The following is a 24,375-nucleotide window of genomic DNA, read 5'->3' as shown; positions in this document are numbered from 1 at the left end:
AGATGGAATCTTATAGCAGTTTCATTGAAGATGTGACTGCTATAAGAATTTTTAAAGAGACTAAGCTAAAGGAAGGAGTGTATGCTATGGATACTATGGGCTGGGATTCGTTATATGTATGTTCAATTGATAGAATAAACAAACAATTAAAAAATAACATGAACCAAGTTATTACTGATTTCAGTTTCGTAAAGAAAGACCCAGAACATCCAGATGGAGATGTGGAAATACATGGGGTTTTTAACCCATGGCAAATTGAATTAAATGGTTCAAATTCATTGTTATGGTTTTCAACGCCAATAAAATCTGGATCCTTAAAAATTGGTAGTAATAACGTTTATGATATAAGTGGAATTAACCCCATTATGGAAATGCAGTTACATTTTATAAATAGTGCCCTTAATGTTAATTCTACGGAACTTACTTTTAACGTTCAAATTAAAGGAGAAAAGGTTGGAGATTCGACTGTCGGAGCGGTGACCACTGTAGAACCAGATTCTACAAATAAAATCAATAGTCAAACATCACTAAATACATGGTCAATGTTAAAGGTTTATTTACCCGAGCTATTTATTGAAAATAAAGAGAAACTTTCCTATGTGTTTTCAAACATAAACTTTGAAACTCAAAACACTAAATTTAATTGGTTAGCACCAAAACAAGTTAACTACGTTTATAAGAAGCCTTCACATATGAATGAGGGTTACTTATCAATATTAGGCTTAACCTCACATGATGATCCAACACAACTAAAGGATGATATTGATCCAACATTACTAGACAACAAGAACGGGATATTTATGTTGATCTCTAATAAACTCTTTCTTAAACATATCATTATGCCCGAATTAGCAGATTCATTTGGAAATGGAGCAACATCTTCAAATTTTATATATCAAGGAATAAATAGAACGAATGGTAAAATAAAAAATAAAGGAAGTCTAAGTTGTGGTTCCATAAAGAAGGGACTAGAAACATATCATCCTAAGATCACCGATCTAACTATATCTGTTTCAGATAACTATCTTATATCTAAAGCATCTGGGAAATTTGCTATAACTGGATTAGCAAATGCATCAGTGACTTTCACTATCACTAGTAAAAATAAATGCGAATTCAATTCATCTGAAATGACCATTAACTTTATCAAAGATCCCAAGCCAAAAGTCAAATATTCAAAACATATTCCCTGGTATGATTGGGTTGTTTCAAGTATTGGTGGACCTATTGTAATAGGAATTGTAGATTTAGTAATGGCAACGGTAACAAATGCTGTTAGTAAATCTGTATCAAAATCATTGGCATTACATGGAGGTACGTCTTTTTTAGGTAATCTAGGTGTTGATTTTGTTACATGGACTGGATCCAATAATAATTTTGTAATAAAAGACGCAGGGTTATCACAATCATTTTATATAAAAGGTGATTATGTGGACTGGCTGGATATTGCTCAGTTTAGTACTTATTACTGTAATATTGAATCTGTTGATGACATCTTCAATGGAAATTATGTGTGGAAAGTAACAACAACTAATCATAAAAATGTACTGCAAAATATTCATCATAAAATTGATAAAAACCCTAAAAAGAAGACATATACATTTAGCGTGTGGATGAAATCTGATGTAGAACATACAGTAACATTAAGATTAAGAAATAATGAAAAGACGGAACAATTAGATCAAAGCGTCTCTGTTGGTAATGATTGGCGTCAATATAAAGTTACAGTTCCTTTTAAGTTGGATAGTGAATGTATTCACACATTTTTGTATCCAGCAGGTAAAGAGGTTGGACAACATGGTTCTATCTATGTATCTAATCCAGAACTTTCAACAACCTAGGTTAGAAAAAAGGATTCAGGAACAAAACCCCTTAGAACAATTTTTAATTATTTATTTTACAAATTCTGGTTGTAACTTAAACAATGTAAACGTAGACTACAGCTCAACTGTTATACCGAATTTTAATCAATGTTATTCAAAAAAATGGCGCAAGAGGCTAGTAAAGACTATCTGGAATTTCCCTATTAAGTAAACACAAGTGATATTGTGTTTCGTAATATATCTATATGAATGAACAAAAAGAAGGAGTGTAGAATTTGGGATAATTCATATTAACATTTTTATACTTATCATCGGTGTGATAATGTTAAATTTAGGGTTTGATATCAAAAAAAGATGGATCATTAATCTATCCATCTTTTTTCTTACTATATCAATTGGATTCTTAGGAATAGGATATTTATGGGTATTGTCCATAATGCCCAGTGATTAATTAGTTAATCGGGAAAAAATAAAGTTCTTAACAAGGTTATATGGAACATAATAGAAATTATGGTTACTGCTATTTAAGGATAAAACTGAGATGTGTGCTAGGAAAAAAAGTACCTCACCATTCCTGGTGAGGTACTCCAAATGACATTAAATGATCAATACGCACTATCATCTTTCAGGTGGACAAATTTTATTAAGAGAAATACCATCTGGAGCTGGATCACAGTTCTCACCGCCACCAGTGCCACCACCACCAGTCCCAGAAGGGGAATATTGGAAAGCAACATTTGTTACAACAGGCACACAAATCTGGGGAGATGAAAAGGGTCAGCTCACGTATGATCATGAAAAAGATGATAAGTTCATATTGGAGTATATTGGAGGATCCAATGAGTTTTCACAAATTGAGACTTTAGAGTACACATATGAGACATCTTCTGTAGGTGTTAATAGTAGAGAAACGTTTACTGAACCACCAACCAAGAAAATATTTACTGATTCTAGTAAAGGTAGTGCAAAAGTTCAAGAGAATGAAATTATACAAGTTACTGTCAAATGGAATCAGTTTGAAGAGGTATTTGACTTAATTAATGAAATAGATTAATTAAAGAAACATAATAGAGATAATTGTTATATTATAGGTATTATTTGCATACGATGTAAATCCTTCAATGGAATTTTGAAAATTTAAAATATATTTATTATTTTCTGTTTGATTATAAATTATTAGGAAACTTATTGATTAATGAGTCGGCTGTTCTTCATAAATGAAAAATTGGGACCTTTTATTTGACATAATCAGCAATCTACTTTGCATTATAAGTAGCTTAGCTCCATTTGTCCATTATTAACAAAGACTAAAGCATATTTTTGCCACGCTAAACTTGTTAGTCCAACCTTCTATAGAAAAGAATCATAAATATAAAGTATATACAACTATAGGAGGTGACAATTACTAATGAAAGATAAAGATTGTAAATGCAGGGTCGTTCCACCACCACCACAAGGACCACAGGGGTCACCGGGGAAACAAGGGCCAATGGGACTTCAAGGGCCACCAGGACCACCAGGACAGCCAGGAGTTTTAACTTACGGAGTTTTAAGAGATGATGGAGGTCCATTTCCTGGAGTGGATGCGCAACCAATTACTCCCTTGGGAGGAGCATATGACACCCCAGGGCCTTTTAGTGGTACTACACTTAACCCTCTCTCTATTACTGTGCAAAATGCTGGTGACTACGAAATTTCATTTACAGTTATAGTATTCGATGCAGATGATTCAGGATATAATTTTGAAATTGATTTAACAATAGACGGTGTATTACGATCTGACACAAGTATAGGAATGGTGGGAGATCCAGGAGTTGTTACAGAAAATACAATCACAAGAACCACTATACTATCTTTAAATGCTGGACAAACAATTAGTACAGAGGTATCTTTAGTGTCAGGAACTACCATATCTTTTATGAAACCCTCTCTTAGGGTAATACAGTTATCTTAGAGAAATGAAGACTCCCAGAAACTGACGATAAATAACGTCAGTTTCTTTGTATATACATGAATACCATATTCAAGTATAGCTTACTAATAGCAAAACCATCACACATTTACTTTACTATTCTGTATTAACTAATTCGGTATGATCACAACAGCCTCCGGATTAACCCCAACAGACACAGTGGCAATAACGGAATGAGTTTTCACATCAATGACAGAAACAGTTCCAGGATCAAAGTCATTTGCAACATAAGCTAATTTTCCATCAGGTGTAAAAGCAAGATCTTCTGGCTCGTTCCCAACAAAAACAGTCGCAATAACAGCATGCGTTTTCACATCAATGACGGAAACAGACCCAGGAGTATTATCGTTAGTAACATAAGCAATTTTTCCATCTGGTGTAAAAAAAACATCCTCTGACTCATCTCCAACAGACACAGTGGCAATAACGGAATGAGTTTTTACATCAACGACGGAAATAGTTCCAGGAATATCATCATTTGCAACATAAGCGATTTTTCCATTAGGAGTAAAAGTTACCCGTGGATTCTCCCCAACAGACACAGTGGCAATAACGGAATGAGTTTTCACATCAATGACAGAAACGGTCCCAGGTTCAGTGTCATTTGCAACATAAGCGATTTTTCCATTAGGAGTAAAAGTTACTCGTGGAAAAGTGGAAGCAGGAGGCACAGGCACAGTAGCAATCACACTATGTGTTTTTGTATCCAAAACAGAAATTGTAGAATTAGAACTAGCAAAATAGATAATTTCACCATCGGGTGTGATAGATATCACGAAACCAAAATTACCTGGAATTGTCGCAATAATAGAGTGCGTTTTTGTTTCTACGACAAAGATAAAACCATTACTCGCAACATAAGCTAATTTTCCATCAGGCGTAAAAACTGTTTGAGCAGTTTGTACGGTAGTGCCAATTGTCGCTACCAAAGAATGCGTTTTGGTGTCTATAACATATATATTTCCATTACTATCACTCGTAACATAAGCTAATTTTCCATCAGGCGTGATGGCTATATCAGTTGGTTCAGTCACACCGTGTACAGTAGCAATTACCTCATGTGTCTTCGTATCAATCACAGATACATTATTGGAATTAACATTTGCTACATAAGCCAACCCCATAAAAATCACCCACTCCATCATTTATTATTAATTTAATATATGAAGAATAGTCGAGATATGCGATTCTTGATTTCAAATTAGTGTCATATCCGAAAAATGAATAATCTTGTATATATTATTGAAATCTATTTTACATAATAGGAGCTATAGGAACAGCAGATGCATTTTCACAATCATTAATATAACTATATTTTTACAAAGTGAATGATAAAGAATATACATGATTTTTTACATTGTTAATTTACCAAAGTTCTTTTCATACAAGTAAAATTCATTTCCAAAATCTCTTGCATAAAAAGTTTTTGATAAGATGCATTTTAGTAAACTCAAGTTAAGTTGTGTTTACTAATTATCAATCGTTAATGTTATGCAACAAAATGACGCTTTTCAGAAATGTTACTGAAAAGCGTCTTTATTTGTGTACTTCTTTCCGCGGCCTTAATTCTATAGTGTAAAATTAGTAGGAGAAAAGTGTGTGGATTGGAAAAAGATATAATATTTAAAGTGTACATATCGTGGGGGAATGATGAAAACACATTAATTATCGGAGCTACTGTATTAACAGTAATTCAAGTTAAATTGTAATTGTAAATGATGGACATTGATTAATATTCATATATACGGGGGTTATATAATGAGAGTAGGGAGAAAAATAAAGGAGATTATTGATTTTAATAGGGAAGAATCTCTAAGTGAAGTAAAAGAAAATAGAAAATTTATGATTAGTATTTTCTATCCAATAGATAGCTTGTGGAAGGAAGAAAAAACTCCTGTATATTTAGACTTGTTTTCTCCACAAGATGAGGAAGCAGAAAGAAACTTTAGGGATATCGGGGTAAGGGAAAATCATCTTAGAGATTTAACTATAAACTGCTATAATGATGCACCTATTTCTGAAAACTATATCAACTCTCCTGTTATTATATATTCTCCTGGTATGGGAATTGATAGAGATATGTATCTTTTTAATATAAGAAGACTCGTCTTAGAGGGTTATATTGTGGTTACAGTGGGATCAACATATGATACTTTATTTACTGTGTTTCCAAATAAAGAGATAGTATATCAGAGTAAAATTGTTCAAGATTCACCATCAACTAATTTTACGTTTCTAAAACAACTAATTGACATAAGAATTGATGATATCTCTTTATTGTTAGATTCTTTATCTGTGTGGAACGAAACGGATACCTTTTTTAGAAGGAGATTTGATTTAAATAGGGTTGGAGTTATTGGACACTCATTGGGCGGAGCAACAATATATGAGCTGGCTAATAGAGATGTACGAATTAAAGCAGGAATTATACTGGATGGCAGTTTGCATTTAATCTCTCATGAAAAGAAAATAGATAAACCCTTCATGTCAATTCGACAAGAAAAATCATCCTATGAGCAAATGAAACAAGTCTGAAGTAATGAGATTGCAGAGGCATATAGTAATGGGCAACAATTATTATACGATGTTTTAACAGGGGATAAATTATTTCTTAAGATAAAAGACTCAGATCACATGTCATTTACTGATGTACCAGTAATTTTTAACCATAATGATAATCTAGATGAATCAGTAAAAGTAGTTCACGATACAATAAATGAGCTAACTATTGCTTTCTTTGAACAATTTTTAAATGGTAAAGATACTTCTTTTCCTGAATGGGTTAATAGTAAAACGAATAATCCAAATATATACCTAATCGATTGTAAAGGGGAAATAGTGTAATAATACAAAACCCCCAATGTTTTGTGGTTACATTTTATCATTAATATGTTTATTTAGAATAAAAGTGCTGTACAATTCATGGGTTGATCTTACACAATCTGGCGCAAGAAGCTAGTAAAGGCTATTTGGACTATGTTATGGATAGTTACCTATTAAGTAAACACGGGTGATATTGTATTAACTAGTGAACTAAATTAGATAAGGGGAAATGACTATGCTTGAACACGTTTTTCCAACTAGTTTGAATTACATTAATTTTAAGTAGGTGACGTATGAATAATTTTAGGCAACGATTGCATGAAATGATTGATGAACTACCTAATGTGGAAGTTTTCAACTTGTTAAGTTATGTTTCATTTATAAAAGGTAGGTATGATTTCATTCATTCTTTTAAAAACAAGAGAAGTATAGTACGGGAAATATTCTAATAGTTACTCATTCTGTTGTCATTAAAACATTACTAGCATTCTTTAAAGATTATCCCTTAGAGAAATTATGGGCACCGCCTTTTATTCACAATACAAGTCTAGCAATAGTCGAATTAAATGGTAAAGAAAGATACATTGATTTGTCATATCTAAAAAAGGGATTCAATAAGAGAGGTGACCAAAATGATAAGAAAATCAATAGGTGCAATTGTTTATCAAGGAAATAAATTTTTAATCGTTCAGAAAACTAATATAAATACGCTTCAAGGTATACAAAATATTAAGGCTGAATGGGATTTCATAAAAGGAGGAGTAGAAAAAAACGATAAGAATTTACATTGTACACTATTCCGTGAATTAAAAGAGGAGACTGGTTCAATAGAATATAAAGTAGTAAAAGTTTTTAAAGAAAAGATCTGTTTTGATTTTCCAGATGACCTAAAAGAGAAAATAGGATATGACAAAAAGGAAACAACTATGTTTCTCGTAGAGTTTTTGGGTGATATTAATGACCTTATGCCAAATTATAATGAAATTAGTAAAATAAAATTCATAGAAAAAGACAAGGTAGTAGAAATACTCACCCACCAAGATACAAAAGATTATTTTACAAAGTATTCAACAGTTTAGTAGGTGCCTAAATAGACAAATACACAAAAATGGTGAATTTATTCACTTAAATTTAAGGTAGCTTTAACTGTAGAAAATATTACATTTTATCTCGAATTCAGGTCTTCAGTAAATTGGGGCATTAATTAAAAAAATATATTGAGATAAGGTAATAAATTTAGGTTTTACAATGATACCAGCAGAATAGTTAGTATACATGCAGCGACATTCAATAATGGCTGTAAATGTGATGGTAGTCCAATTGAACCTTTTGAAGAAAGAACGTTTATACTTCCAGAAGATAGCTATCCATGGGTAAAGATATGGGACCACGGGGAGGGGGACAATTTCAGTATACAAAATTGATCTTCAGCAATATGGTGCATATCTGAAATATAGATATGTGCCATTATTCATTTTAGGGCCATATTGTTGAATACTAGCCTTATTCTAACTAATACTTTGGTTTGATGGGCATAGGGAGGTACCAGTGTTGCCATACGAACAATAAAAATGACGTCAGTGTCGCGGTACACCCGTTGGTGAAGCCGACACTGAGGTCGAGTCATTCAGTCATTTACGTTCCCTTCGAACTTACCGTTGGTGGCATCAACGACTGCCATAGGGTTCCAAAACTCTCGGAGCAGGATTAGCTTACCATCGCGGAACAGCATCTTGTTCATGTAACTCTGAGTGTAAGTGTTACCATCAGGAGTCACAGCGTCCCCCTCGTATTCGCTTATGATAGTGTCGGGTTCACCCTCGACCGCATAGGAACGAATGCTGTGTAGCTTCAACCCCTTGAGTTGGGTAAGCATTTGGCGTAGATAAGTAGTAGCAACATCTTTTCCTTCAAAACGGTCCGGCATGTTGAGAGAAGGAGCGTATGGGAGCTCTAGCACGATGTCGTCCGCGAAGTATTCAAAGCTCTCCTCGGTGCTATTTGCGGAAAGTATAAATTGCGCCACCTTAATGTTGGACGCTGCCACTGGAGAAATGTTCACTGTTGTATTGTTTTGATTGGTCATTATAAATCCTCCTATAAAAAGTATTCAACTACTGTTGTGTATGGAACAGCTGTTGTATAACTTTATTTATGGGCACAGCTTTACTCCCACTCAAGTAACAAAACCCTGTTATTGTTGCATAAGATCCATTTTCCCCTAACTGTTTATTTAATTGATGAGATTGTAATGTTTTGGATGTGATAAATGGAAGAACTTCCAATCTCACATGCCTTCCTAAATTTAAGCTATTCCATTTTTAATAATTCCCTAATAGACCAACTTGCATATTTCAAATAATCTTCTGGAGATTTACTGCTGTTCTCCTTCCAATCGATTGAAGCTCCGTAGATCATCCAACTTAACATAGTGGCAATCATTCTTAGTTTTTCATTACTTTGATCAGGGTACTTATTTAATAGTGACTGAAAGATAATCTGTTCAAGTTCCTTTTTTAATATAGCTTCTATATTTCCAGCCATATCATGATAACTTCTCTGGCAACGGTCAGATAAGCCCATGTGAAATTTTGTAATGGATAAGAATAAACTCTTCAACATTCCCTCATTGAACTCTTTATTATTCGACAGTTCTTGAAGTACATTCTTCATTAAATCTTCTTTTATTACTTTTTCGAGCAAATCATATTTATCGAGAAAATGGTGATAAAAGGTTGCTCGATTAATCATGGCTCCTGATGTAATATCACTGATCTTAATACTATTGAAATCCTTTTTTTCTAAGAGTTCTATAAAAGAATCAATAATGAATTTCCTAGTTCGAACTGTACGTAGGTCTGTTTTTCCCTTAACCATAAAGATAACCTCCATCATTCCAGAATGATTTTAGACATTTCACTTAAACTGTGGCTTACGCAACAAAATGAGTTTTTTGTTGCTAGGATATTAAACTAACTACATCTATAATTTAAATTATACAACAAGCGTGCTTTATGCAACAGTTGTAATTTAATTGCAGTATCTGAAACTGCAGGAAAACCGAATGATTAAAACGTAAGTGATAAGGAGGAATTGAGGTGTCAAGTAAATCAACATTTAATAGAGAAGTAAGAGAATTTTGGTATCCAAAATATAATAAAAATGGATACCCTCATGTTCAACAAGGGGTCATTTTAAATCCTGAAAGGAACGAAGAATTTTCCCCTTTTATTTTTATGGCTGAAGACTGGTATAAGCGTGGAATATTCTCTGATCATCCTCACCGAGGCTTTCAAACTGTAACATATGTTGTGGATGGAAGGCTTGAACATATCGATAATGCTGGCGGTTACAGCCTTTTGGATGCTGGCGATGTTCAATACATGAATGCAGGCTGGGCAGCTAGACATGCGGAAGAGGCTTTTGATGATGATCTTATTCATACTTTACAAGTGTGGCTAAATCTTCCAAAAAGTCTGAAGCAAACAGAAACAAGTTATCAAAATATTCGCGTTGAAGACGCTCCTGTTGTGAACGTCGATGGAGGAAGTGTTCGCGTTTATTCTGGTGATATTGCAGGGGCAACTGGACCGATGAAAAGTTTGGTGCCAATTACGATGTCTGAAATCACCCTCCGTGGGGGAACGGACTATACACATGTTTTACCTGAGAATCATAATTCATTCTTGTACATGTTGGCAGGAGAGATGGAGTTTGGAGAAAGTAAAACAAAGATAGCTAAAACAGGAGCGGCTACCTTGTCCTTTAATGAAGAAGGTACCGCGTCTAACCCTAGTGAATTAAAAATAAAGGCGGTATCCCGATCCAAAGTGTTGATCTATTCAGGCGTTCCTATTCGGGAAGAAATAGCTTTTGGTGGGCCATTTGTGATGAATACGCAGGAAGAAATCAGGGAGGCGTTTCGAGATCTCCAGCGAGGAATATTTGGACCACCTGCAGTAAAGAAGTAAAAACAATATACAAAGATATGAGTGGGGACAAAATTTATGGATATTTTATTTTTAATTGGAAGAATTTTATTTTCAGTTATTTTTATTTCTGCAGGATTTAATCATTTAAAAGATTTTACGAATACAATAGAAATGGTGAAGATAACTAAAGCTCCTTTTCCACATTTGTCTGCTGCTATGAGTTTATTTGCCCTAGTCGGCGGTTTAAGTGTTGCTTTTGGCTTTTATGTAGAAATCGGGGCGTTACTTCTTTTCATTTTTCTAATACCGACAACCTTTATTGTCCACGGTTTTTGGAGATTGCCAGAGGAACAAAAGGAAATTCAGAGTGTGCATTTCTTCAAGAACCTTGCTCTTATGGGTACAACATTAATGATTCTTTATTACGGTTCTGGGCCTTTTAGTTTATAAAATTTTCTATTATATTTATTAAAAAAAGGTTAAATATTGTGTAGTTCTTGAGAATCTGAAATACATTAAGAAATTTATATAATGTTAAGCATTACTTGCAAAACTTGATCCTTTAAAATTTTATTCAACAATATTGGCGCCTTTCTTGAAGAAGGGCGTCTTTATTTATTGAAAGGGCCATGTTTTTGAATAAGCGAAAGATTAAAGAAACTAGTTATTATGAAAGTATGTTATAACATTTTGGAGTGTAGATTCTTTTAATAAATAGAAAGTTTTTGTATAATTCAAATATTCTTATCTATGTTTTTGGTATTGAGTGATATGCCACATAGTTTTTTAAAGGAGAACAAAGTAATTTTCTTATATATCCAGTGAAAGAGATATAATATGTCCAGTCCGGTAAACACATTTATTCGTATTTAAGAAAGTTAGAAAAGGGGATGGTTGATTATTATGGAATATCCAATATCAATAGATGTGAATGGGTTAACATTACGAGGGATGGCTCACAAACCATTAGGGGACAGTCAATCAGTATATCCTATTGTTATTCTGTTTCATGGGATTACTGGTTCTAAAATAGATGACAATTTTCTGTTTGTACGATTTTCACGAGAATTGATGAAGCACGGTATAGGAAGCGTCCGATTCGATTTTTCCGGTTCTGGTGAAAGTGATGGAGCCTTTGCAGAGATGACATTTAGTGGTGAGATACTTGAAGGGTTAGAAATTGTAAATATGGTAAAAAAAATTGATTGGGTAGATTCATCAAAAATTATGCTTACGGGACATAGTATGGGTGGTGCTATAGCTACACAAGTGGCAAAAGAAATTCCTGATGAAATACATAAAGTTTGCTTATGGTGTCCAGCTGGGAACATGGTTGGTAAAGCAAAAGCATACTTTGAACAATACCCAAAATTACCAAACGGAAATGTTGATTTAGAAGGACTTGAGCTTGGTCTAAGTTTTTATAAGGATCTAAAGAATCGTAATTTATATAATGGGATTACTTCCTATAAGGGACCTTTAATGATTATTCACGGGACAAATGATCAAATTGTTCCACCTGAATATGGACAAAAATATTACGATACCTATCAAGACAATGATGTCAAAATTCATTTTATACAAGGTGCCAACCATGTTTTCTCAAAATTAAGCTGGCTTGATGAACTATTTAAGCAAAGTACTCATTTTTTAAAAGATGGGTTTAAGAATTACGAGGTTTAAGGAAGACTTTAAGCGGCACAATTAGAATAGATGGTGAAGTATGAGTATAACAAAGTTAGTTTTAAACTTTTACATTCACTATGTGTTATTCATGAAGGAATTCGAAAAAACTCCTATATTTCTAGCAGGACTTTATATGATGTATTTTTGTTAGGGTTATATTAAATAAAGAGTTCTTCCACAATATGGCGCGATGATTTAACATCGCGTTTTTTGTAGAAAAGTCATTGTGTAACTTGAAAATTTTAGAAACATATAAGCAAAATTGTGGAACGTATTTGGAGAGGACTCTTTTTTAAGATTTTTAATTATGCATTTCAATTGTAAAACCTATGTTATTTAGGCAATATTTTGAATAGACACATCTAAAAGGAATCCCTTGTAAATAGACAAACAGATTTTTACATTCAAGTCATACTATAAAACAAGTCCATAAAGTGGTAAGCTAATGATTCAGTGTCACGATTTAAAATACATCCCTGTTATAAGATTAATCTTAGAGATGGACACATGAAAAATTTCAGGAGGTCTATACATGAATATAGATAATAACGATATTTTAATTCGATTACGATACGCGCTGGATATCAAGAATATAGAGATGGTAGAGATATTCAAGCTTGGTGGAATAAATCTCTCAAAAGAAGAAGTGCTGAAGGTGCTCACAAAAACAGAGGATAGCGACGTTTTTGATGACAATCGAGATCAAATACCATGTGATGATGAGATGTTTCAGTCTTTTTTAAACGGCTTTATCACGTTTAAAAGAGGAAAGCAAGATCCAAAGCCGGGACAGCCAGAACGACCAGCATTAACGTATGAACATGTGAATAATCTTCTTCTAAAGAAAGTGAAAATCGCTCTCACATTGACAAGTGAGGATATGATCGAGATATTGGAAGACGCTGGAGTGATCATAACAAAAGGGGAATTAGGTGCCCTATTACGTAAAGAAGGCCATAAGAATTACAAAGTGTGCGGTGATCGGTACGCGCGGAATTTCTTAAAAGGACTAACGATAAGATACAGGGGATAAGACTTGAACCATACTTCTTGCTAAGCTTATATTACGAAGGTTAATCAACCCGTATAACCTGATTCTTTTATAAGTTTGCCATTATTTTTCTAAGAACACCTGAACTTAGCTTTCTCCTTTTGCAACATCCAGGACAATGACTGGATCCATACTTTATCACTTCTCCTTTGTTATTAAATAAAATATCAATCTGGATGACCTTATAATACTATATGGCGCATTTCTGTAATGAAACGCGTCTTTTCTTTTAGGTTCGACTTAAATTTTGTACATAAATTAGGGACTTTAGACTTTATACAAAATCCCCTAATTCTTCAATCAGATTAGCTTCATGCTAGAAGGTTAATTAATTGAATTAGCTATATTAACCGTCATTTTACATCTTAGGGCCAGATCGTATTGTGTAGCTATGTACTTAAACTTTAGAGGCAGTTTATTTTCAGAAGGAATATTGCTTATACTCAAGAATAAGTACTATAAAACCTTATGGAGTGAAAAAATGATGACTATTCCTTTTAGATTAATAGAACAAAATGAAGAAGCAAAAAATTTAGTTATTGTCTTACCAGGGGCAGGTTATACAACACGAGCTCCATTGTTACACTTTACAACAGGGCTATTTTACACTAAAGGTTTTGATGTATTACACATTAACTATACATTTAGTAGTCAAGAAATATCTGATCTAAGTGAAATTGATTTCGCAAAAGACGTACAAGTTGTAATCGACAACGCAATCAAGAACAAGACATATAGTAATTGTTATGTAGTGGCTAAATCAATAGGAACAATAGCTTTGAGTTATCTGCTTGAAAATATAATGTTGAAGGATGTAAAAGTAGTATGGTTGACTCCATTACTGCAAAGAGATGACGTATTTAACAAAATGGTTAACAGTGATAATAAAGGAATTTGTATTATTGGAGATAAAGATAGTTGCTTCATTGTAGAACGGTTTGAAAAATTGAAGAATAATCCAAATCTTATATTAAAAGTGGTTGAGGGTGGAAATCACAGTTTAGAGCTTGATGGAGAACCAATAAAATCTATTGAAGTATTAAAACATATAATTTCTGATATTGATGAGTTCTAATAGTTTACTGAATATATTTAAAAGCATACCTTTTCATTATTCCACAATCTGGCGCTTTCTTGGAGAAAGGAGTTTCTTGTTGATATACTTACTTAGGTGAATCTTGTGGGTTTGCTGGAGTCTCTTCGATATCAGTACAAGAACAATTCGTATTATAGTTTGTGAAATATATATAAGAGAATCCAATAAGAGTGACAATTATTGCAATAAATAAACCTTTCTTAAACTTTTCTTTTGATTTAATAGTATTTAGTATTGGTGAAATTGGGTTAGGTTGCTTCATTAATTTCCCTCCATTACTATAAAGAGTTACTGCACATTAATTTTAATGGAAATAAATAAAGAAAGAAAGGGTTGACATCAATAAATTAAAATTAGTTTTATAGCGATCTTCCACAAAATGGCGCATATCTGAAATATAGATATGTGCCATTATTCATTTTAGGGACAGTTTGTGGAATAACGTTAAATATATAATAGGTTATAACCTGCAGATACTGGCTTAATTTGCTGACTCAGACCATATAAAAACTTATCAAATCCCTTTTCCATTTTAGGAGGGGGATTTTTAAATTTCTATATGCAGGGTAAGTAATCAACATGGTATATAAGAATTAGCTAAGACCCTGTGGGTGAAACCGTGAATGATTTTTACTTATAAGACTTATTTTGAATTAAGGTTACTAGTCTGTTACTCCATAAGCGAGTTTACTTTCAGGAGTGATGGCAATACATTTTGGAAACCTTACAGGAACATTAGCAATTATAGAATGAGTTTTTACATCAATAACAGGAACAGTACCATTGATGCATGTAACATAAGCTAGCTTACTGTCAGGGGTGAAGGCGATGCATAAAGGGGCTTTTTCAAAAGGAGTAGAAGCAATTAGAGAGTGAGTGTTGACATTAAAGATAAATATAGTGTCAGCAGATTCATCAAGAACATACAAAACTTTGCAATTAGGAGTGAAGGCCAATCTGAAAGGAATTACACCAACAGAAATACTAGCAATAACAGAATGAGTTTTTACATTAATAACCAAAACATTTGGCCCATACAGGGGAGAAGGTGATGAAAGATAAATTAACACCTGGAGAAACCCCTAGTGAAATAGTAGCAATAATAGAGTGAGTTTTTACATCAATTGCAGAAACAGAGAGGCTAAAACTACTTTCGTGTACAACATAAACTACTTTTCCGTCAGGAGAGATAGCGAGGGGTTGAGAAAATAAGGTGTCACTTGCACCTCCAACAGGTAAAGTAGGTATCACACTATGTGTTTTTGTATCAATAACAGAAGTAAACCAAAGCACCTTCCTCAATCAAACAAAATTATTATTACAAAAGTATGAGTGAATTTTTGGATTAATGAGAATAGAGATTTTTTTGAAATGAAATTATGGTAAACACAAAAGTAATTATGTATCCAACCCGAAATAAGGTAATAAAACTTGAATGGGCAGTTCTAGAGTTCATTTTCCTCAGTAAATATTATAAATAAAGAGTTAGAGCAATATTAATAATGGAGGGTCCCACAATGAAAATGAGGATATCTTTTCTGATATTTGCAATATTTGTTCTGGTGTTGGGCTGTAACAATAATGAAGAACATTCAGATGAACCAGATTTTATCGGAAAAATATTAGAAGTGGAGGACAAAAAAATATTAATGGATATTGAACAAGGTAATTTTTTTGACAAAGGATATACTGAAGAGATCATTCTTAGCTATGGACAATCAGTTGATCAAAACATTTTTGAACAAGGTAAGGAGTTTAAAGTTTGGATAGATGGTGAAGTTTTAGAAAGTAATCCACCACAAGGAAGAATTGGAAAAATTGAAGTTAATGAATAAACCTATTTTACCATTTGACGGTCAGAAATAACTGTAGGTGACCAAATCTCTACATCCTCTTTAAGATGCCTGATGATAATTATTTCTAACTGAAACCTCTCTAATATACTCTTATGATATATAGGATTTACCCCCTCTTCTCAACACCTTAATACGAATAGCCATAGAACAAATGATATTGTTAATTTAGAATAAAAGAAATAAGGGAATTCTCTTTGATTGAATTCCCTTATGCTTTAAAAATGTTTTCATTTGTACCGGAAGTTGTTACAGTAACTTTTCAGCCAATATTTTTGAGATGTTTTGTGCATCTTCCTTGTTAAGTATTTGAATTACTTCATCATTGGCTTTCTGAATTCTTGAAGCTCTATCAGAATATAACCATAAGTGTATTATTTCAGATGTATTATCTTCATTTGTAAAAACTAGATTAAAGTTTTCACCTTCAGAAGTCATTGGACCAGAATGAGATGTAGAATTTTCGATTGCCTTGATTATCACTTCAATATCTTCAGTTTCTTCAAGAATAATTTCTCTATCAATAAGTCGTTTTTCGGTTTCTGAATAAACTGCTGTACCGTTACCTTTTAATGTTATCATGCTAACATTCTTTGACACTTGAATTTTCTTACCAATACTGTTTCCTTTGTCATTCCCACACCCTGATAAAGCAAATAATAAGAGGAATAAAAACATAATTAATCCCATTTTTTTCAATGTCATTTCCCCCTCAATGAATTTCTTATTATCCTATTAGACGATAATTATATATTTTTGTCTCGAATAAATAATTAGTAATTTCTCTCAATGATTGGAACAGTAGGTTGTCTCCGTGAATTTTTAAAGTTCTTTCGAAATGAAAACCCTCCTGGATCGATTATGCAGATAAATTTACAACATAAAAAGACACAATCAAGTGTCTTTTTTATTGGGCTTTTTAATAGGCTCTGTTAAATTTCAATGTTGATATTTTTTTAGATAAACTAAAGGGGAACCTTGATATAAGGTTTCCCGTCTTTAGTTCACTGACCCCGTTATTTGACTATAGTATTAATCAAAGCCACCAACTTTACTGAAAGAATGTAAAACATCAACTTGTTCTATGTAACCTTTAATTACAAGAGAAGGTTCAGCAATCAATAATTCTTGATTGCTCATTGGGTAAAAACATTTAAAGTTACTTCTTAACTTGGTTCAATGTTTAATTTATTACCCTCAGCTTTAACTTTAAATTCATTTCCTATATAACCGTTTTCAGTTTTAATTGGGTAATAAAGATATACATTATTTTATTTGATAACATAGTCACTATCTTGAAATAAATCGAATAAAAAAGATCGAGAAAATCTATCTCGATCTTTAGAAAGATAACTAATTATTTAGAATCATATTGAAAACCGAATATGTGATATGTAAAGCTAAAATCTTCTACAGCACCAAGATCATCAAACTCTATAATCCAATCACCACCACTCACGTGACTCATGTATTCATCATATTGTTGGCCATTGATTGTATAATGAATAATTACATAATCAGAAATAAAATCTTGAAGCAACCATATAGCACCTGCATTTGGATTTGCTCTACTCCATTGAATATCTTCATTCCCATAGTCATTATAATCATCAGCAGTATTTGATGCCATATTAGACACCGCCAATTCATTACCATCTGAGTCTATTGCTGCTACATAATAATATTTAGTTTCATTTGCGTAAATACCGTTTGTATCGAGAAATTCATTTGCTGAAACTTCAGATAACAATGTGTTTGCGTCTCCTGGTTTGAAATCTGAGTCAGTACTTGAATATACGTTATAGTGATCAACATCTAAAGTATTACATTCCCAGTCTAGTACGATTTCAGATGGTTCTTCATTAATAGAGATGGATAAATTAATTTGAGTTTCTGGTTCTGTAGTTGTTTCTGCAAAGGAAAGGTTTGCTGTAAAATTTGAAAATAGTAAAATTACTGTTGCTAGAATAAATGTTTTCTTGATACTAGTTAATAATTTCAAAATAATCCCTCCAAGAGTTTTTGAATTACAAATTTTTTAGTTTACATATATTAACTTAGGTTATTTTGGTAAATATGTAAAATATCATAAAACTTTGTAATATTCTGATGAAACGTTTACATTGATATTTTGCTTTGAGAATCTAGCGTTCTCTTAAAATTACATATTTTGTTAAAAACTAATTAAGGTGTAATGTTAAACGTGGATGAACTATTTAAGCTACTGAGGCTATTTAGATAAAATTCTCATTATATCACGTCTCAATGAGAACGAACTTATATATACAAAAGGACTGGCTTCTATAAAGAAATAACAAATGAAACCTGAGGTTAACTCATAGAATTCATTAAACAAGAAATTTGGAAGGTGGTAGAAAAAAATGTCCTTTGTATATGTAGCTAATTTAGATGATGTGGGAAGTGTATCAGTAATCGATATAAAGACACACTCAGTGATTGCTACAGTAGAGGTAGGTGATGATCCAAGAGTGATCCAATTTACTCCGGATGGAAAGTTAGCTTATGTAATGAATGATACATCCCCAGGATCGATTTCTATTATAGATACTAAAACGCACAGTGTAATTGCTACAACTTTAATTGGAAACAATTCATCTGATTTACAGATTTCACCAGATGGTAAGTTAGCGTACGTTGCAAGTGTTCTGGAAGAGTTTGTTTGTGTTATAGATACAAAAACTCACTCAGTGATCGCTAATGTGGATATAGTAAATGCCCCAAGAGTGATATTAATAACTCCTGATGGAAGTGTAGCTTATGTTCTTAGTACAAGGGGACAACAAAGATTGACTGCTATTGATACAAAAACTCATAACATTATTTCCACTAATTTTATCATTGGAGATAGTGCAAATAATATGGTCATTACTCCAAATGGAAAAATGTTATATGTTGCAACAGACATGAGGAATGTAATGGTCATCGATACAAAAACTCAATCAATAATTACAACAATTGCAATTGGAGGGCAGTTTATGAATATCGGTATGGTTGTGGCACCAGATGGAAAGTTTGTTTACGTAGGAAGCGGGCAGGACAGAACTGTTTCAGTGATTGACACCAAATCACATAATATCATTGCAACTGTAGACGTTGGTGAAAGACCTGATAACATGGTCATTACACCAGATGGAAAATTACTATATGTTGCAAACGTAAGTGATAATACAATTTCTGTTATTGATACGAAGACAAATTCAGTTATAGCAACAATATCCGTTAATGATATAGGTAATAATGCAGGAATAACCTTATCTTTAGACGGGAAATTTCTATATGTGGCAAATATGGGGAGTGGAAATGTATCAGTTATTGAAACAAAAACACAATCACTGATTGCCACAGTACCCGTGGGGAGTAACCCAGTAGGTATTACGGTAGCACCAGTGTAACAAAAATAATATGAACAAATAGAGGGTAATAGAAAATCCTTATATCTAGACAAAGTTAATTAATTTGCTTCCACTATAGTAAAAAATAATAAAATCCCACCTCCGTTTATGAGAGGGATTTTTAAAGTGCTAATAAGTAGTTATATGCAGCCAACACGGTATATAAGAATTAGCTAAGACCTTACAGATGAAGCCGTGAATGATTTTTACTTATAAGTCTTATTTTGTATTGTGGTTACTAACAAAGTTTATGTTTGCTGAGTGAATACAGAAGCGTTAGGGAACGGGTTTTATCATAAGAGAAAGATCGTCGGGGGCTTGGATAATAAAGGTTTGTGCTGGTCCTTTGTCTATAAAGGTTTCTATATAGAACAACCATCTACCCATGTAAGATTAGTAACTAGAGATCCACTATAGTTACTTGGTCCAGCGTCCGATGTGGGTATTACATTGAGACTATGTGTGGGAGTCATAATTAAGGAAAATCAAGAAAAATATGTTTAATTAGGAGTAAAGGCAATTTTGATGGGAGTATCACCAACCTGAATGGTATCAATAACAGTGTGTGTTTTTATATCTATAACAGAAATAGTAGCACTACCTAGATTAGCTACATACGCTAATTTTCCATCAGGAGTAAAAGAGACTGATTGAGGTCTGTCCCCAACCTGAATGATATCAATAACTGAATGAGTTTTTATATCAATGACAGAAACAGTTCCAAAAACTATCAACACTTGAAATATAAGCTAGTTTTCCATCTGGAGAGAAGGTAACGAATCCAGGTGAATTACCAACTTGAACTTTAGCCACTAAAGAATGAGTTTTTACGTCAATAACAGAAATAGTAGCATCTCCAAAGTTAGTAACATACGCCAATTTTCCATCAGGTGTGAAAGCAATATCAGATGAAAGGCTTCCAACAGTTATTGTAGCAATAATAGAGTGTGTTTTAGTATCTATGACACTTATAAAGCTGTTTGGAACGGAAGAGTTCATATGATAAGCTAATTTTCCATCAGGTGTTATAGCCAAAAAGGGTGAAGGACCTTTTATCTCTGGAGCTGGAACAATCACTGTAGCAATGACAGAATGCATTTTAGTATCAATTACAGAAATAGAACTTCCCGCGAATCCAAAGTTTGTAACATAAGCTAGTTTCCCATTAGGGGTGAAAGCTAGAGCTATCGGCTGCAAAACAACTGGAATTGTTGCAATAACAGAATGTGTTACTGTACTTATAGCTAGCACGTTTGAATCATCATTTATAACATAAATCAGTTTGCCATCAGGAGTAATCGCTACAACATTTGGAAATGTTCCTACGGACACTGTAGCAATAACGGAGTGTGTATCAGTATTAATTACTGACATGTTGAGAGAACAGTTATTTGTAATATAAGCTAACTTTCTATCAGGAGTAATAATTATATCAAGTGGTTCATCACCTACCATTACAGTAGATATGACAGAGTGAGTTTTAGTATCAATAACTGACACATTCTCAGATCCAAAATTTTGTTACGTAGGCTAATGTCACGCATATACCACCTTTCATCAATTGTTAGTTAATACCTATGTTTGAAAGAGTTGTTTTATTCAAATTACCCAAAGTAGACATCATAAGCATTGAGAGAAATGGAAAATGACTATTAAATAGTAAAGAGAGTAGTTTCATCAAACATGTCTCAAAATTGAGAGGGTAATATGAAATTTTGATTTGGATACATTACTTGTAATTTTTAAATCAAAGTGATTAAAATGAAATGTTGTAAACATAAGTTGAGTTGTGTTTACTAAAAAAATGTTATTCAACAATATGGCGTTTTTTTAGTAAAGGGTAACTTTTTATAATGACATATGTTTGAGGAATTATTACAATAATGCTTTGAATTTTATGGCGAATTATATGTGACTAAACAGTAATAATTCATACGGAGGATAAAGAGATTTTGAGATGTTTTACAATAGAATGGTATAAAGAAATGCAAGTATATGGATTCTTAGCATTCCCAGATTCAAAAGAAGAGTGGGATGAGATGATTCGATATTACAAAGAAGAGAGAATTGATTACAAAAAGAATGCTAAAGAAGATTTAGAATCAAGACCACAAAAAGGAAATGTTACATTTTAATACTTTATACACTCATACCCCTTCCTATTTTAGGTTGGGGTAAAATTAACTGTTATACAACAATTGTTTTCTTTAATTGAATACCTTTCATAAGCATTTGTTTTTTAATCCCAGCCATTTTGTTGATAATTTTTCAACTCAAATTTAAGTCCCTGGTCAAAATTAACGCTATATTCTAAAGTATCTTTATACCAACTTTTGAGTCCACTTTTATTTTTTTTATAAATTTCAATGTCGATAAACACATCATATTGTGTATTGTCGTTTTCTTGTCTCTTAAAAACCTCTAAATTGCCTACACCGAAACCAATTGGAGTGCTTTTACCTAATTTATACTGATTTTTTACTGCTTTTATAATATCCAGAATTAATATATCTACAAGTAACTTATCTTTGGCATTTGAATTATTAAGCATATGGGTTTGCGCTTTTACTGTCTCAGATTTGTAATGATTACTAAAATAATTTGCTACAACTAATATAGTTAATGTGAAAATTACTCCAATAAAAATAAATTTATTGTTCAACAATAAAACATCCCCTTCGAAAGGTTTGTTTTATTATTATTCAATTTCTCTCATACATATGAATTTCTTAGATCCCTATCTTAAAACTACTGTTGGTGGAATTGAAGTTACTAAAAAGAGAAAATATATCAGTAACTATAGAGAACAGATAAAGAAACTCAATGTTAACGAGTCGAATAGTTCTAAGGCCATGACAATATTATTCATTTTATAGCCACATTATTGAATAATATATTAATTCTATTAGAAATATGATTGAGGTTGGTACAAAGTTTTATTTCGAAAAACAGTACAAATTTGTTGAAACAAAAGTTTTGTATTATATTTGATTTCCGAATACCGTCAGTAATTACGGTTTTTTTTGTTGTGAAGAAAAAAATTCATTTTATTTGTAACGAAATTTACGAAATTCGGATATATAGTGTGAAAGGAGGAAAAAACCTTGAGGGATCTCAGTGAAATTTATAATAATTATGCTGAAGATGTTTTTAAATATCTGATGTGTCTTTGTAATGACCCTGATTTATCAGATGAATTAACACAGGAGACATTCTATCAAGCTGTGAAATCTATTGATAGATACAATGGTGAGTGTAAGATGTCTGTGTGGTTGTGTCAGATAGCAAAGCATAGCTATTATAAATATTTAGAAAAAATTAAGAAAGAAAGAAAAAAAGTTTTAAAAGACAAAATAGTACATACTTCTCCTGAAGCTGAAATGATAAATTCAGAAAATAAAATTGAACTATTCAGAATGGTTCATATTCTTAGTGAACCGTATAAAGAGGTATTACTTCTTAGAATCTTAGGTAATATGAGCTTCAGAGAAATAGGTGAAATTCATTTTAAAAATGAGAACTGGGCTAGGGTTACATTTTATAGAGCAAAAAACAAATTAAGAGAAGGGAGTTAGATGGAGAATGAATAATGAATGCGGTATAGTGAGAGATTTACTTCCATCTTATATTGATGAAATTTGTAGTGAAGTAAGCATTCGATTTGTTGATAAACATATAGAATCATGTGATACTTGTAAAAAAATATTAGAAAACATGGAGAGGGAAATTCATATTGCTGATGAGATGAATAAAAGTGAAAGATTGAAAGAAAAGCAATCATTCACTAGGCTATCAAATTTTCTAAAAGACCTGAATAAATTCACTTCATATGTCTTAGTATTTTCATTAATTTCATTGTTTTTAGGAGCCTTGTTTTTATATAATTCAATTTTAGAGATGAATGAATATAAGGAAGAAGTTAAGAGTCTTGAAGTAGTAGAGCAGGAAAAAGGAGTCATAATGAATAAAGTATTTAATATTCTTGATTCACCAACTAGATTTTCAGAAAGAGAAAGGGAACAACTTCTTGGAGTATTTGATCTATACCAAGAAAAACTCAATTATTTAGCTGTTTTCCCGGCTAGAGAGATAGAAATTTGGCTAGAAGAACATGCAGCCGTAAAAAAAGAGCCAACTACTATTTATCCAATTGATTATAATAATGCATTACTAGTTATTGGAAGTGAAGGAGTTGTTGATAACAAAGAGATAATTATTCCAAGCACCTATGATAAAGGGAATGTAGTAATGGCGAATGAAGATTGGGTGGTTCAATACGAATATAGTGGTTCATATGAAAGTACTATTGAAAAGCATCTCCAGGCAAAACATTATGGACCTACTAACTTGAGTTTCTTTCAGTTACCTATCATATTTTTTATTATTTTTATGTTACTAGGTGTAGTATGGTTTATTCTCCAGAAACATAACAAAAAATTAGATGGAGATATATTAACATAATTGTTAACGCAATGCTGTTAACTGGTAATGATTCAGACTTATGATTTAAATATTAAAATCCATTGTATCAGTAATCTCTCAAATACGGAACTCTGTAACAAGAATGTTAGGGTTCCGTATTTTTCATGATAAATAATTCTTGTAACCATAATTGAAATTGAGTAGTGCAGCAGGTGGAGACTCTTCTCCAATTTTTTAGTAATCTAATGATTATTTTTTACTATTGTTCAACCTAAATTTGTTATTCCACAAAATGAAGTAAGAA

At 32.5% G+C, this 24,375-nt stretch carries 27 protein-coding genes and 2 pseudogenes; 17 read left to right on the top strand and 12 right to left on the bottom strand.

Annotated features, from left to right (window positions below; translation table 11 throughout):
• Positions 1-2: 2 nt before the first annotated feature.
• The 3 genes from V1503_RS02700 to V1503_RS02690 all read left to right on the top strand — a co-directional run bounded on the left by V1503_RS02700 (position 3) and on the right by V1503_RS02690 (position 3,777).
• Complete coding sequence (locus V1503_RS02700; RefSeq protein WP_410624643.1) at positions 3-1,841, top strand: TULIP family P47-like protein; 1,839 nt, start codon at positions 3-5, stop codon at positions 1,839-1,841.
• Positions 1,842-2,424: 583 nt separating this feature from the next.
• Entirely contained in the window at positions 2,425-2,877 is a 453-nt protein-coding gene (locus V1503_RS02695; RefSeq protein ID WP_410624641.1) for a hypothetical protein, read from the top strand.
• A gap of 354 nt (positions 2,878-3,231) precedes the next feature.
• Entirely contained in the window at positions 3,232-3,777 is a 546-nt protein-coding gene (locus V1503_RS02690) for a hypothetical protein (protein ID WP_410624639.1), read from the top strand.
• 128 nt (positions 3,778-3,905) lie between these two features.
• Here V1503_RS02690 and V1503_RS02685 read toward each other — a convergent pair whose 3' ends face one another.
• Positions 3,906-4,919, bottom strand: coding sequence for a cytochrome D1 domain-containing protein (locus V1503_RS02685; protein WP_410624637.1), 1,014 nt, complete (start codon positions 4,917-4,919; stop codon positions 3,906-3,908).
• Positions 4,920-5,553: 634 nt separating this feature from the next.
• Between V1503_RS02685 and V1503_RS02680 the strand changes: the two genes are divergently transcribed.
• From V1503_RS02680 to V1503_RS02665, 4 genes and pseudogenes are all read left to right on the top strand, one after another.
• Positions 5,554-6,330, top strand: a complete 777-nt coding sequence (locus V1503_RS02680; RefSeq protein WP_410624635.1) for an alpha/beta hydrolase family protein — start codon at positions 5,554-5,556, stop codon at positions 6,328-6,330.
• A gap of 99 nt (positions 6,331-6,429) precedes the next feature.
• Entirely contained in the window at positions 6,430-6,639 is a 210-nt protein-coding gene (locus tag V1503_RS02675) for a hypothetical protein (RefSeq protein ID WP_410624633.1), read from the top strand.
• Between the two features lie 412 nt (positions 6,640-7,051).
• A pseudogene (locus V1503_RS02670) lies at positions 7,052-7,294 on the top strand (histidine phosphatase family protein); the annotation flags it as partial.
• Complete coding sequence (locus tag V1503_RS02665; protein WP_410624631.1) at positions 7,251-7,697, top strand: NUDIX domain-containing protein; 447 nt, start codon at positions 7,251-7,253, stop codon at positions 7,695-7,697. The pseudogene V1503_RS02670 and the gene V1503_RS02665, both read left to right, overlap by 44 nt.
• A 548-nt stretch (positions 7,698-8,245) precedes the next feature.
• On the opposite strand, the gene V1503_RS02660 is transcribed toward V1503_RS02665, so the two are convergent.
• Both V1503_RS02660 and V1503_RS02655 read right to left on the bottom strand, forming a co-directional pair.
• A complete protein-coding gene (locus V1503_RS02660; protein WP_410624629.1) occupies positions 8,246-8,704 on the bottom strand; it encodes a nuclear transport factor 2 family protein in 459 nt (152 codons plus the stop codon).
• A 224-nt stretch (positions 8,705-8,928) separates the two neighbouring features.
• On the bottom strand, positions 8,929-9,495 hold the full coding sequence (locus tag V1503_RS02655; RefSeq protein ID WP_410624627.1) for a TetR/AcrR family transcriptional regulator: 567 nt from the start codon (positions 9,493-9,495) through the stop codon (positions 8,929-8,931).
• A gap of 221 nt (positions 9,496-9,716) precedes the next feature.
• Between V1503_RS02655 and V1503_RS02650 the strand changes: the two genes are divergently transcribed.
• From V1503_RS02650 to V1503_RS02630, 5 genes are all read left to right on the top strand, one after another.
• Entirely contained in the window at positions 9,717-10,589 is an 873-nt protein-coding gene (locus V1503_RS02650) for a pirin family protein (RefSeq protein WP_410624625.1), read from the top strand.
• 36 nt (positions 10,590-10,625) lie between these two features.
• Positions 10,626-11,000 carry a DoxX family protein gene (locus tag V1503_RS02645; RefSeq protein ID WP_410624623.1) on the top strand — a complete coding sequence of 125 codons (375 nt, stop codon included), beginning with the start codon at positions 10,626-10,628 and terminating at the stop codon, positions 10,998-11,000.
• 453 nt (positions 11,001-11,453) lie between these two features.
• Entirely contained in the window at positions 11,454-12,233 is a 780-nt protein-coding gene (locus tag V1503_RS02640; RefSeq protein ID WP_410624620.1) for an alpha/beta hydrolase family protein, read from the top strand.
• A gap of 535 nt (positions 12,234-12,768) precedes the next feature.
• On the top strand, positions 12,769-13,269 hold the full coding sequence (locus V1503_RS02635) for a YehS family protein (RefSeq protein WP_410624618.1): 501 nt from the start codon (positions 12,769-12,771) through the stop codon (positions 13,267-13,269).
• Between the two features lie 502 nt (positions 13,270-13,771).
• Positions 13,772-14,362 (top strand): alpha/beta hydrolase, encoded by a 591-nt coding sequence (locus V1503_RS02630; RefSeq protein WP_410624616.1) that lies wholly within the window; start codon positions 13,772-13,774, stop codon positions 14,360-14,362.
• 88 nt (positions 14,363-14,450) lie between these two features.
• Here V1503_RS02630 and V1503_RS02625 read toward each other — a convergent pair whose 3' ends face one another.
• The 3 genes from V1503_RS02625 to V1503_RS02615 form a co-directional block, all read right to left on the bottom strand.
• Complete coding sequence (locus V1503_RS02625; RefSeq protein WP_214484675.1) at positions 14,451-14,645, bottom strand: hypothetical protein; 195 nt, start codon at positions 14,643-14,645, stop codon at positions 14,451-14,453.
• A 400-nt stretch (positions 14,646-15,045) separates the two neighbouring features.
• On the bottom strand, positions 15,046-15,453 hold the full coding sequence (locus tag V1503_RS02620; RefSeq protein WP_410624614.1) for a YncE family protein: 408 nt from the start codon (positions 15,451-15,453) through the stop codon (positions 15,046-15,048).
• Positions 15,395-15,634 (bottom strand): YncE family protein, encoded by a 240-nt coding sequence (locus V1503_RS02615; protein ID WP_410629370.1) that lies wholly within the window; start codon positions 15,632-15,634, stop codon positions 15,395-15,397. The genes V1503_RS02620 and V1503_RS02615 overlap by 59 nt, the downstream gene beginning before the upstream one ends.
• 266 nt (positions 15,635-15,900) lie before the next feature.
• Here V1503_RS02615 and V1503_RS02610 point away from each other — a divergent pair, with 266 nt between their 5' ends.
• A complete protein-coding gene (locus V1503_RS02610; RefSeq protein ID WP_410624612.1) occupies positions 15,901-16,218 on the top strand; it encodes a DUF3221 domain-containing protein in 318 nt (105 codons plus the stop codon).
• A 267-nt stretch (positions 16,219-16,485) separates the two neighbouring features.
• Here the strand turns inward: V1503_RS02610 and V1503_RS02605 are convergent, their stop codons facing one another.
• Both V1503_RS02605 and V1503_RS02600 read right to left on the bottom strand, forming a co-directional pair.
• Positions 16,486-16,935, bottom strand: a complete 450-nt coding sequence (locus tag V1503_RS02605) for a hypothetical protein (protein ID WP_410624611.1) — start codon at positions 16,933-16,935, stop codon at positions 16,486-16,488.
• 658 nt (positions 16,936-17,593) lie between these two features.
• Positions 17,594-18,238: a hypothetical protein gene (locus V1503_RS02600; protein WP_410624609.1), complete on the bottom strand. Its 645-nt coding sequence runs from the start codon at positions 18,236-18,238 to the stop codon at positions 17,594-17,596.
• A 379-nt stretch (positions 18,239-18,617) separates the two neighbouring features.
• Here V1503_RS02600 and V1503_RS02595 point away from each other — a divergent pair, with 379 nt between their 5' ends.
• Positions 18,618-19,649: a cytochrome D1 domain-containing protein gene (locus tag V1503_RS02595; RefSeq protein ID WP_410624607.1), complete on the top strand. Its 1,032-nt coding sequence runs from the start codon at positions 18,618-18,620 to the stop codon at positions 19,647-19,649.
• Positions 19,650-20,149: 500 nt separating this feature from the next.
• On the opposite strand, the gene V1503_RS02590 is transcribed toward V1503_RS02595, so the two are convergent.
• The 3 genes and pseudogenes from V1503_RS02590 to V1503_RS02580 all read right to left on the bottom strand — a co-directional run.
• The gene (locus V1503_RS02590; protein ID WP_410624605.1) at positions 20,150-20,386 is read right to left on the bottom strand and encodes a YncE family protein; all 237 of its coding nucleotides are present in this window, start codon (positions 20,384-20,386) and stop codon (positions 20,150-20,152) included.
• Positions 20,352-21,104 (bottom strand): beta-propeller fold lactonase family protein, encoded by a 753-nt coding sequence (locus V1503_RS02585; protein ID WP_410629369.1) that lies wholly within the window; start codon positions 21,102-21,104, stop codon positions 20,352-20,354. The genes V1503_RS02590 and V1503_RS02585 overlap by 35 nt, the downstream gene beginning before the upstream one ends.
• Positions 21,084-21,155: pseudogene (locus tag V1503_RS02580) on the bottom strand (hypothetical protein); the annotation flags it as partial. The pseudogene V1503_RS02580 and the gene V1503_RS02585, both read right to left, overlap by 21 nt.
• 446 nt (positions 21,156-21,601) lie before the next feature.
• Between V1503_RS02580 and V1503_RS02575 the strand changes: the two are divergent.
• The gene (locus V1503_RS02575) at positions 21,602-21,784 is read left to right on the top strand and encodes a DUF4085 family protein (protein ID WP_410624603.1); all 183 of its coding nucleotides are present in this window, start codon (positions 21,602-21,604) and stop codon (positions 21,782-21,784) included.
• A gap of 104 nt (positions 21,785-21,888) precedes the next feature.
• Here V1503_RS02575 and V1503_RS02570 read toward each other — a convergent pair whose 3' ends face one another.
• Positions 21,889-22,314, bottom strand: a complete 426-nt coding sequence (locus tag V1503_RS02570; RefSeq protein ID WP_410624601.1) for a hypothetical protein — start codon at positions 22,312-22,314, stop codon at positions 21,889-21,891.
• Positions 22,315-22,753: 439 nt separating this feature from the next.
• Here V1503_RS02570 and V1503_RS02565 point away from each other — a divergent pair, with 439 nt between their 5' ends.
• Together V1503_RS02565 and V1503_RS02560 are read left to right on the top strand one after the other, a co-directional pair.
• Positions 22,754-23,224 carry an RNA polymerase sigma factor gene (locus V1503_RS02565; RefSeq protein ID WP_410624599.1) on the top strand — a complete coding sequence of 157 codons (471 nt, stop codon included), beginning with the start codon at positions 22,754-22,756 and terminating at the stop codon, positions 23,222-23,224.
• A gap of 7 nt (positions 23,225-23,231) precedes the next feature.
• The gene (locus tag V1503_RS02560) at positions 23,232-24,110 is read left to right on the top strand and encodes a zf-HC2 domain-containing protein (protein ID WP_410624597.1); all 879 of its coding nucleotides are present in this window, start codon (positions 23,232-23,234) and stop codon (positions 24,108-24,110) included.
• Positions 24,111-24,375: the final 265 nt, after the last annotated feature.

It is taken from the genome of Nanhaiella sioensis, assembly GCF_046557775.1.
Taxonomy (GTDB): Bacteria; Bacillota; Bacilli; order Bacillales; family SM2101; genus Nanhaiella; species Nanhaiella sioensis.
This window is presented reverse-complemented; position numbering and strand designations above follow the sequence as displayed.

Bases quoted from the DNA above. Each gene is read 5' to 3' on its own strand.
- V1503_RS02700 (WP_410624643.1), top strand. From the start codon at position 3: ATGGAATCTTATAGCAGTTTCATTGAAGATGTGACTGCTATAAGAATT.
- V1503_RS02695 (WP_410624641.1), top strand. From the start codon at position 2,425: ATGATCAATACGCACTATCATCTTTCAGGTGGACAAATTTTATTAAGA.
- V1503_RS02690 (WP_410624639.1), top strand. From the start codon at position 3,232: ATGAAAGATAAAGATTGTAAATGCAGGGTCGTTCCACCACCACCACAA.
- V1503_RS02685 (WP_410624637.1), bottom strand. From the start codon at position 4,919: ATGGGGTTGGCTTATGTAGCAAATGTTAATTCCAATAATGTATCTGTG.
- V1503_RS02680 (WP_410624635.1), top strand. From the start codon at position 5,554: ATGAGAGTAGGGAGAAAAATAAAGGAGATTATTGATTTTAATAGGGAA.
- V1503_RS02675 (WP_410624633.1), top strand. From the start codon at position 6,430: ATGTCATTTACTGATGTACCAGTAATTTTTAACCATAATGATAATCTA.
- V1503_RS02665 (WP_410624631.1), top strand. From the start codon at position 7,251: ATGATAAGAAAATCAATAGGTGCAATTGTTTATCAAGGAAATAAATTT.
- V1503_RS02660 (WP_410624629.1), bottom strand. From the start codon at position 8,704: ATGACCAATCAAAACAATACAACAGTGAACATTTCTCCAGTGGCAGCG.
- V1503_RS02655 (WP_410624627.1), bottom strand. From the start codon at position 9,495: ATGGTTAAGGGAAAAACAGACCTACGTACAGTTCGAACTAGGAAATTC.
- V1503_RS02645 (WP_410624623.1), top strand. From the start codon at position 10,626: ATGGATATTTTATTTTTAATTGGAAGAATTTTATTTTCAGTTATTTTT.
- V1503_RS02640 (WP_410624620.1), top strand. From the start codon at position 11,454: ATGGAATATCCAATATCAATAGATGTGAATGGGTTAACATTACGAGGG.
- V1503_RS02635 (WP_410624618.1), top strand. From the start codon at position 12,769: ATGAATATAGATAATAACGATATTTTAATTCGATTACGATACGCGCTG.
- V1503_RS02630 (WP_410624616.1), top strand. From the start codon at position 13,772: ATGACTATTCCTTTTAGATTAATAGAACAAAATGAAGAAGCAAAAAAT.
- V1503_RS02625 (WP_214484675.1), bottom strand. From the start codon at position 14,645: ATGAAGCAACCTAACCCAATTTCACCAATACTAAATACTATTAAATCA.
- V1503_RS02610 (WP_410624612.1), top strand. From the start codon at position 15,901: ATGAAAATGAGGATATCTTTTCTGATATTTGCAATATTTGTTCTGGTG.
- V1503_RS02595 (WP_410624607.1), top strand. From the start codon at position 18,618: ATGTCCTTTGTATATGTAGCTAATTTAGATGATGTGGGAAGTGTATCA.
- V1503_RS02585 (WP_410629369.1), bottom strand. From the start codon at position 21,104: ATGGTAGGTGATGAACCACTTGATATAATTATTACTCCTGATAGAAAG.
- V1503_RS02560 (WP_410624597.1), top strand. From the start codon at position 23,232: ATGAATAATGAATGCGGTATAGTGAGAGATTTACTTCCATCTTATATT.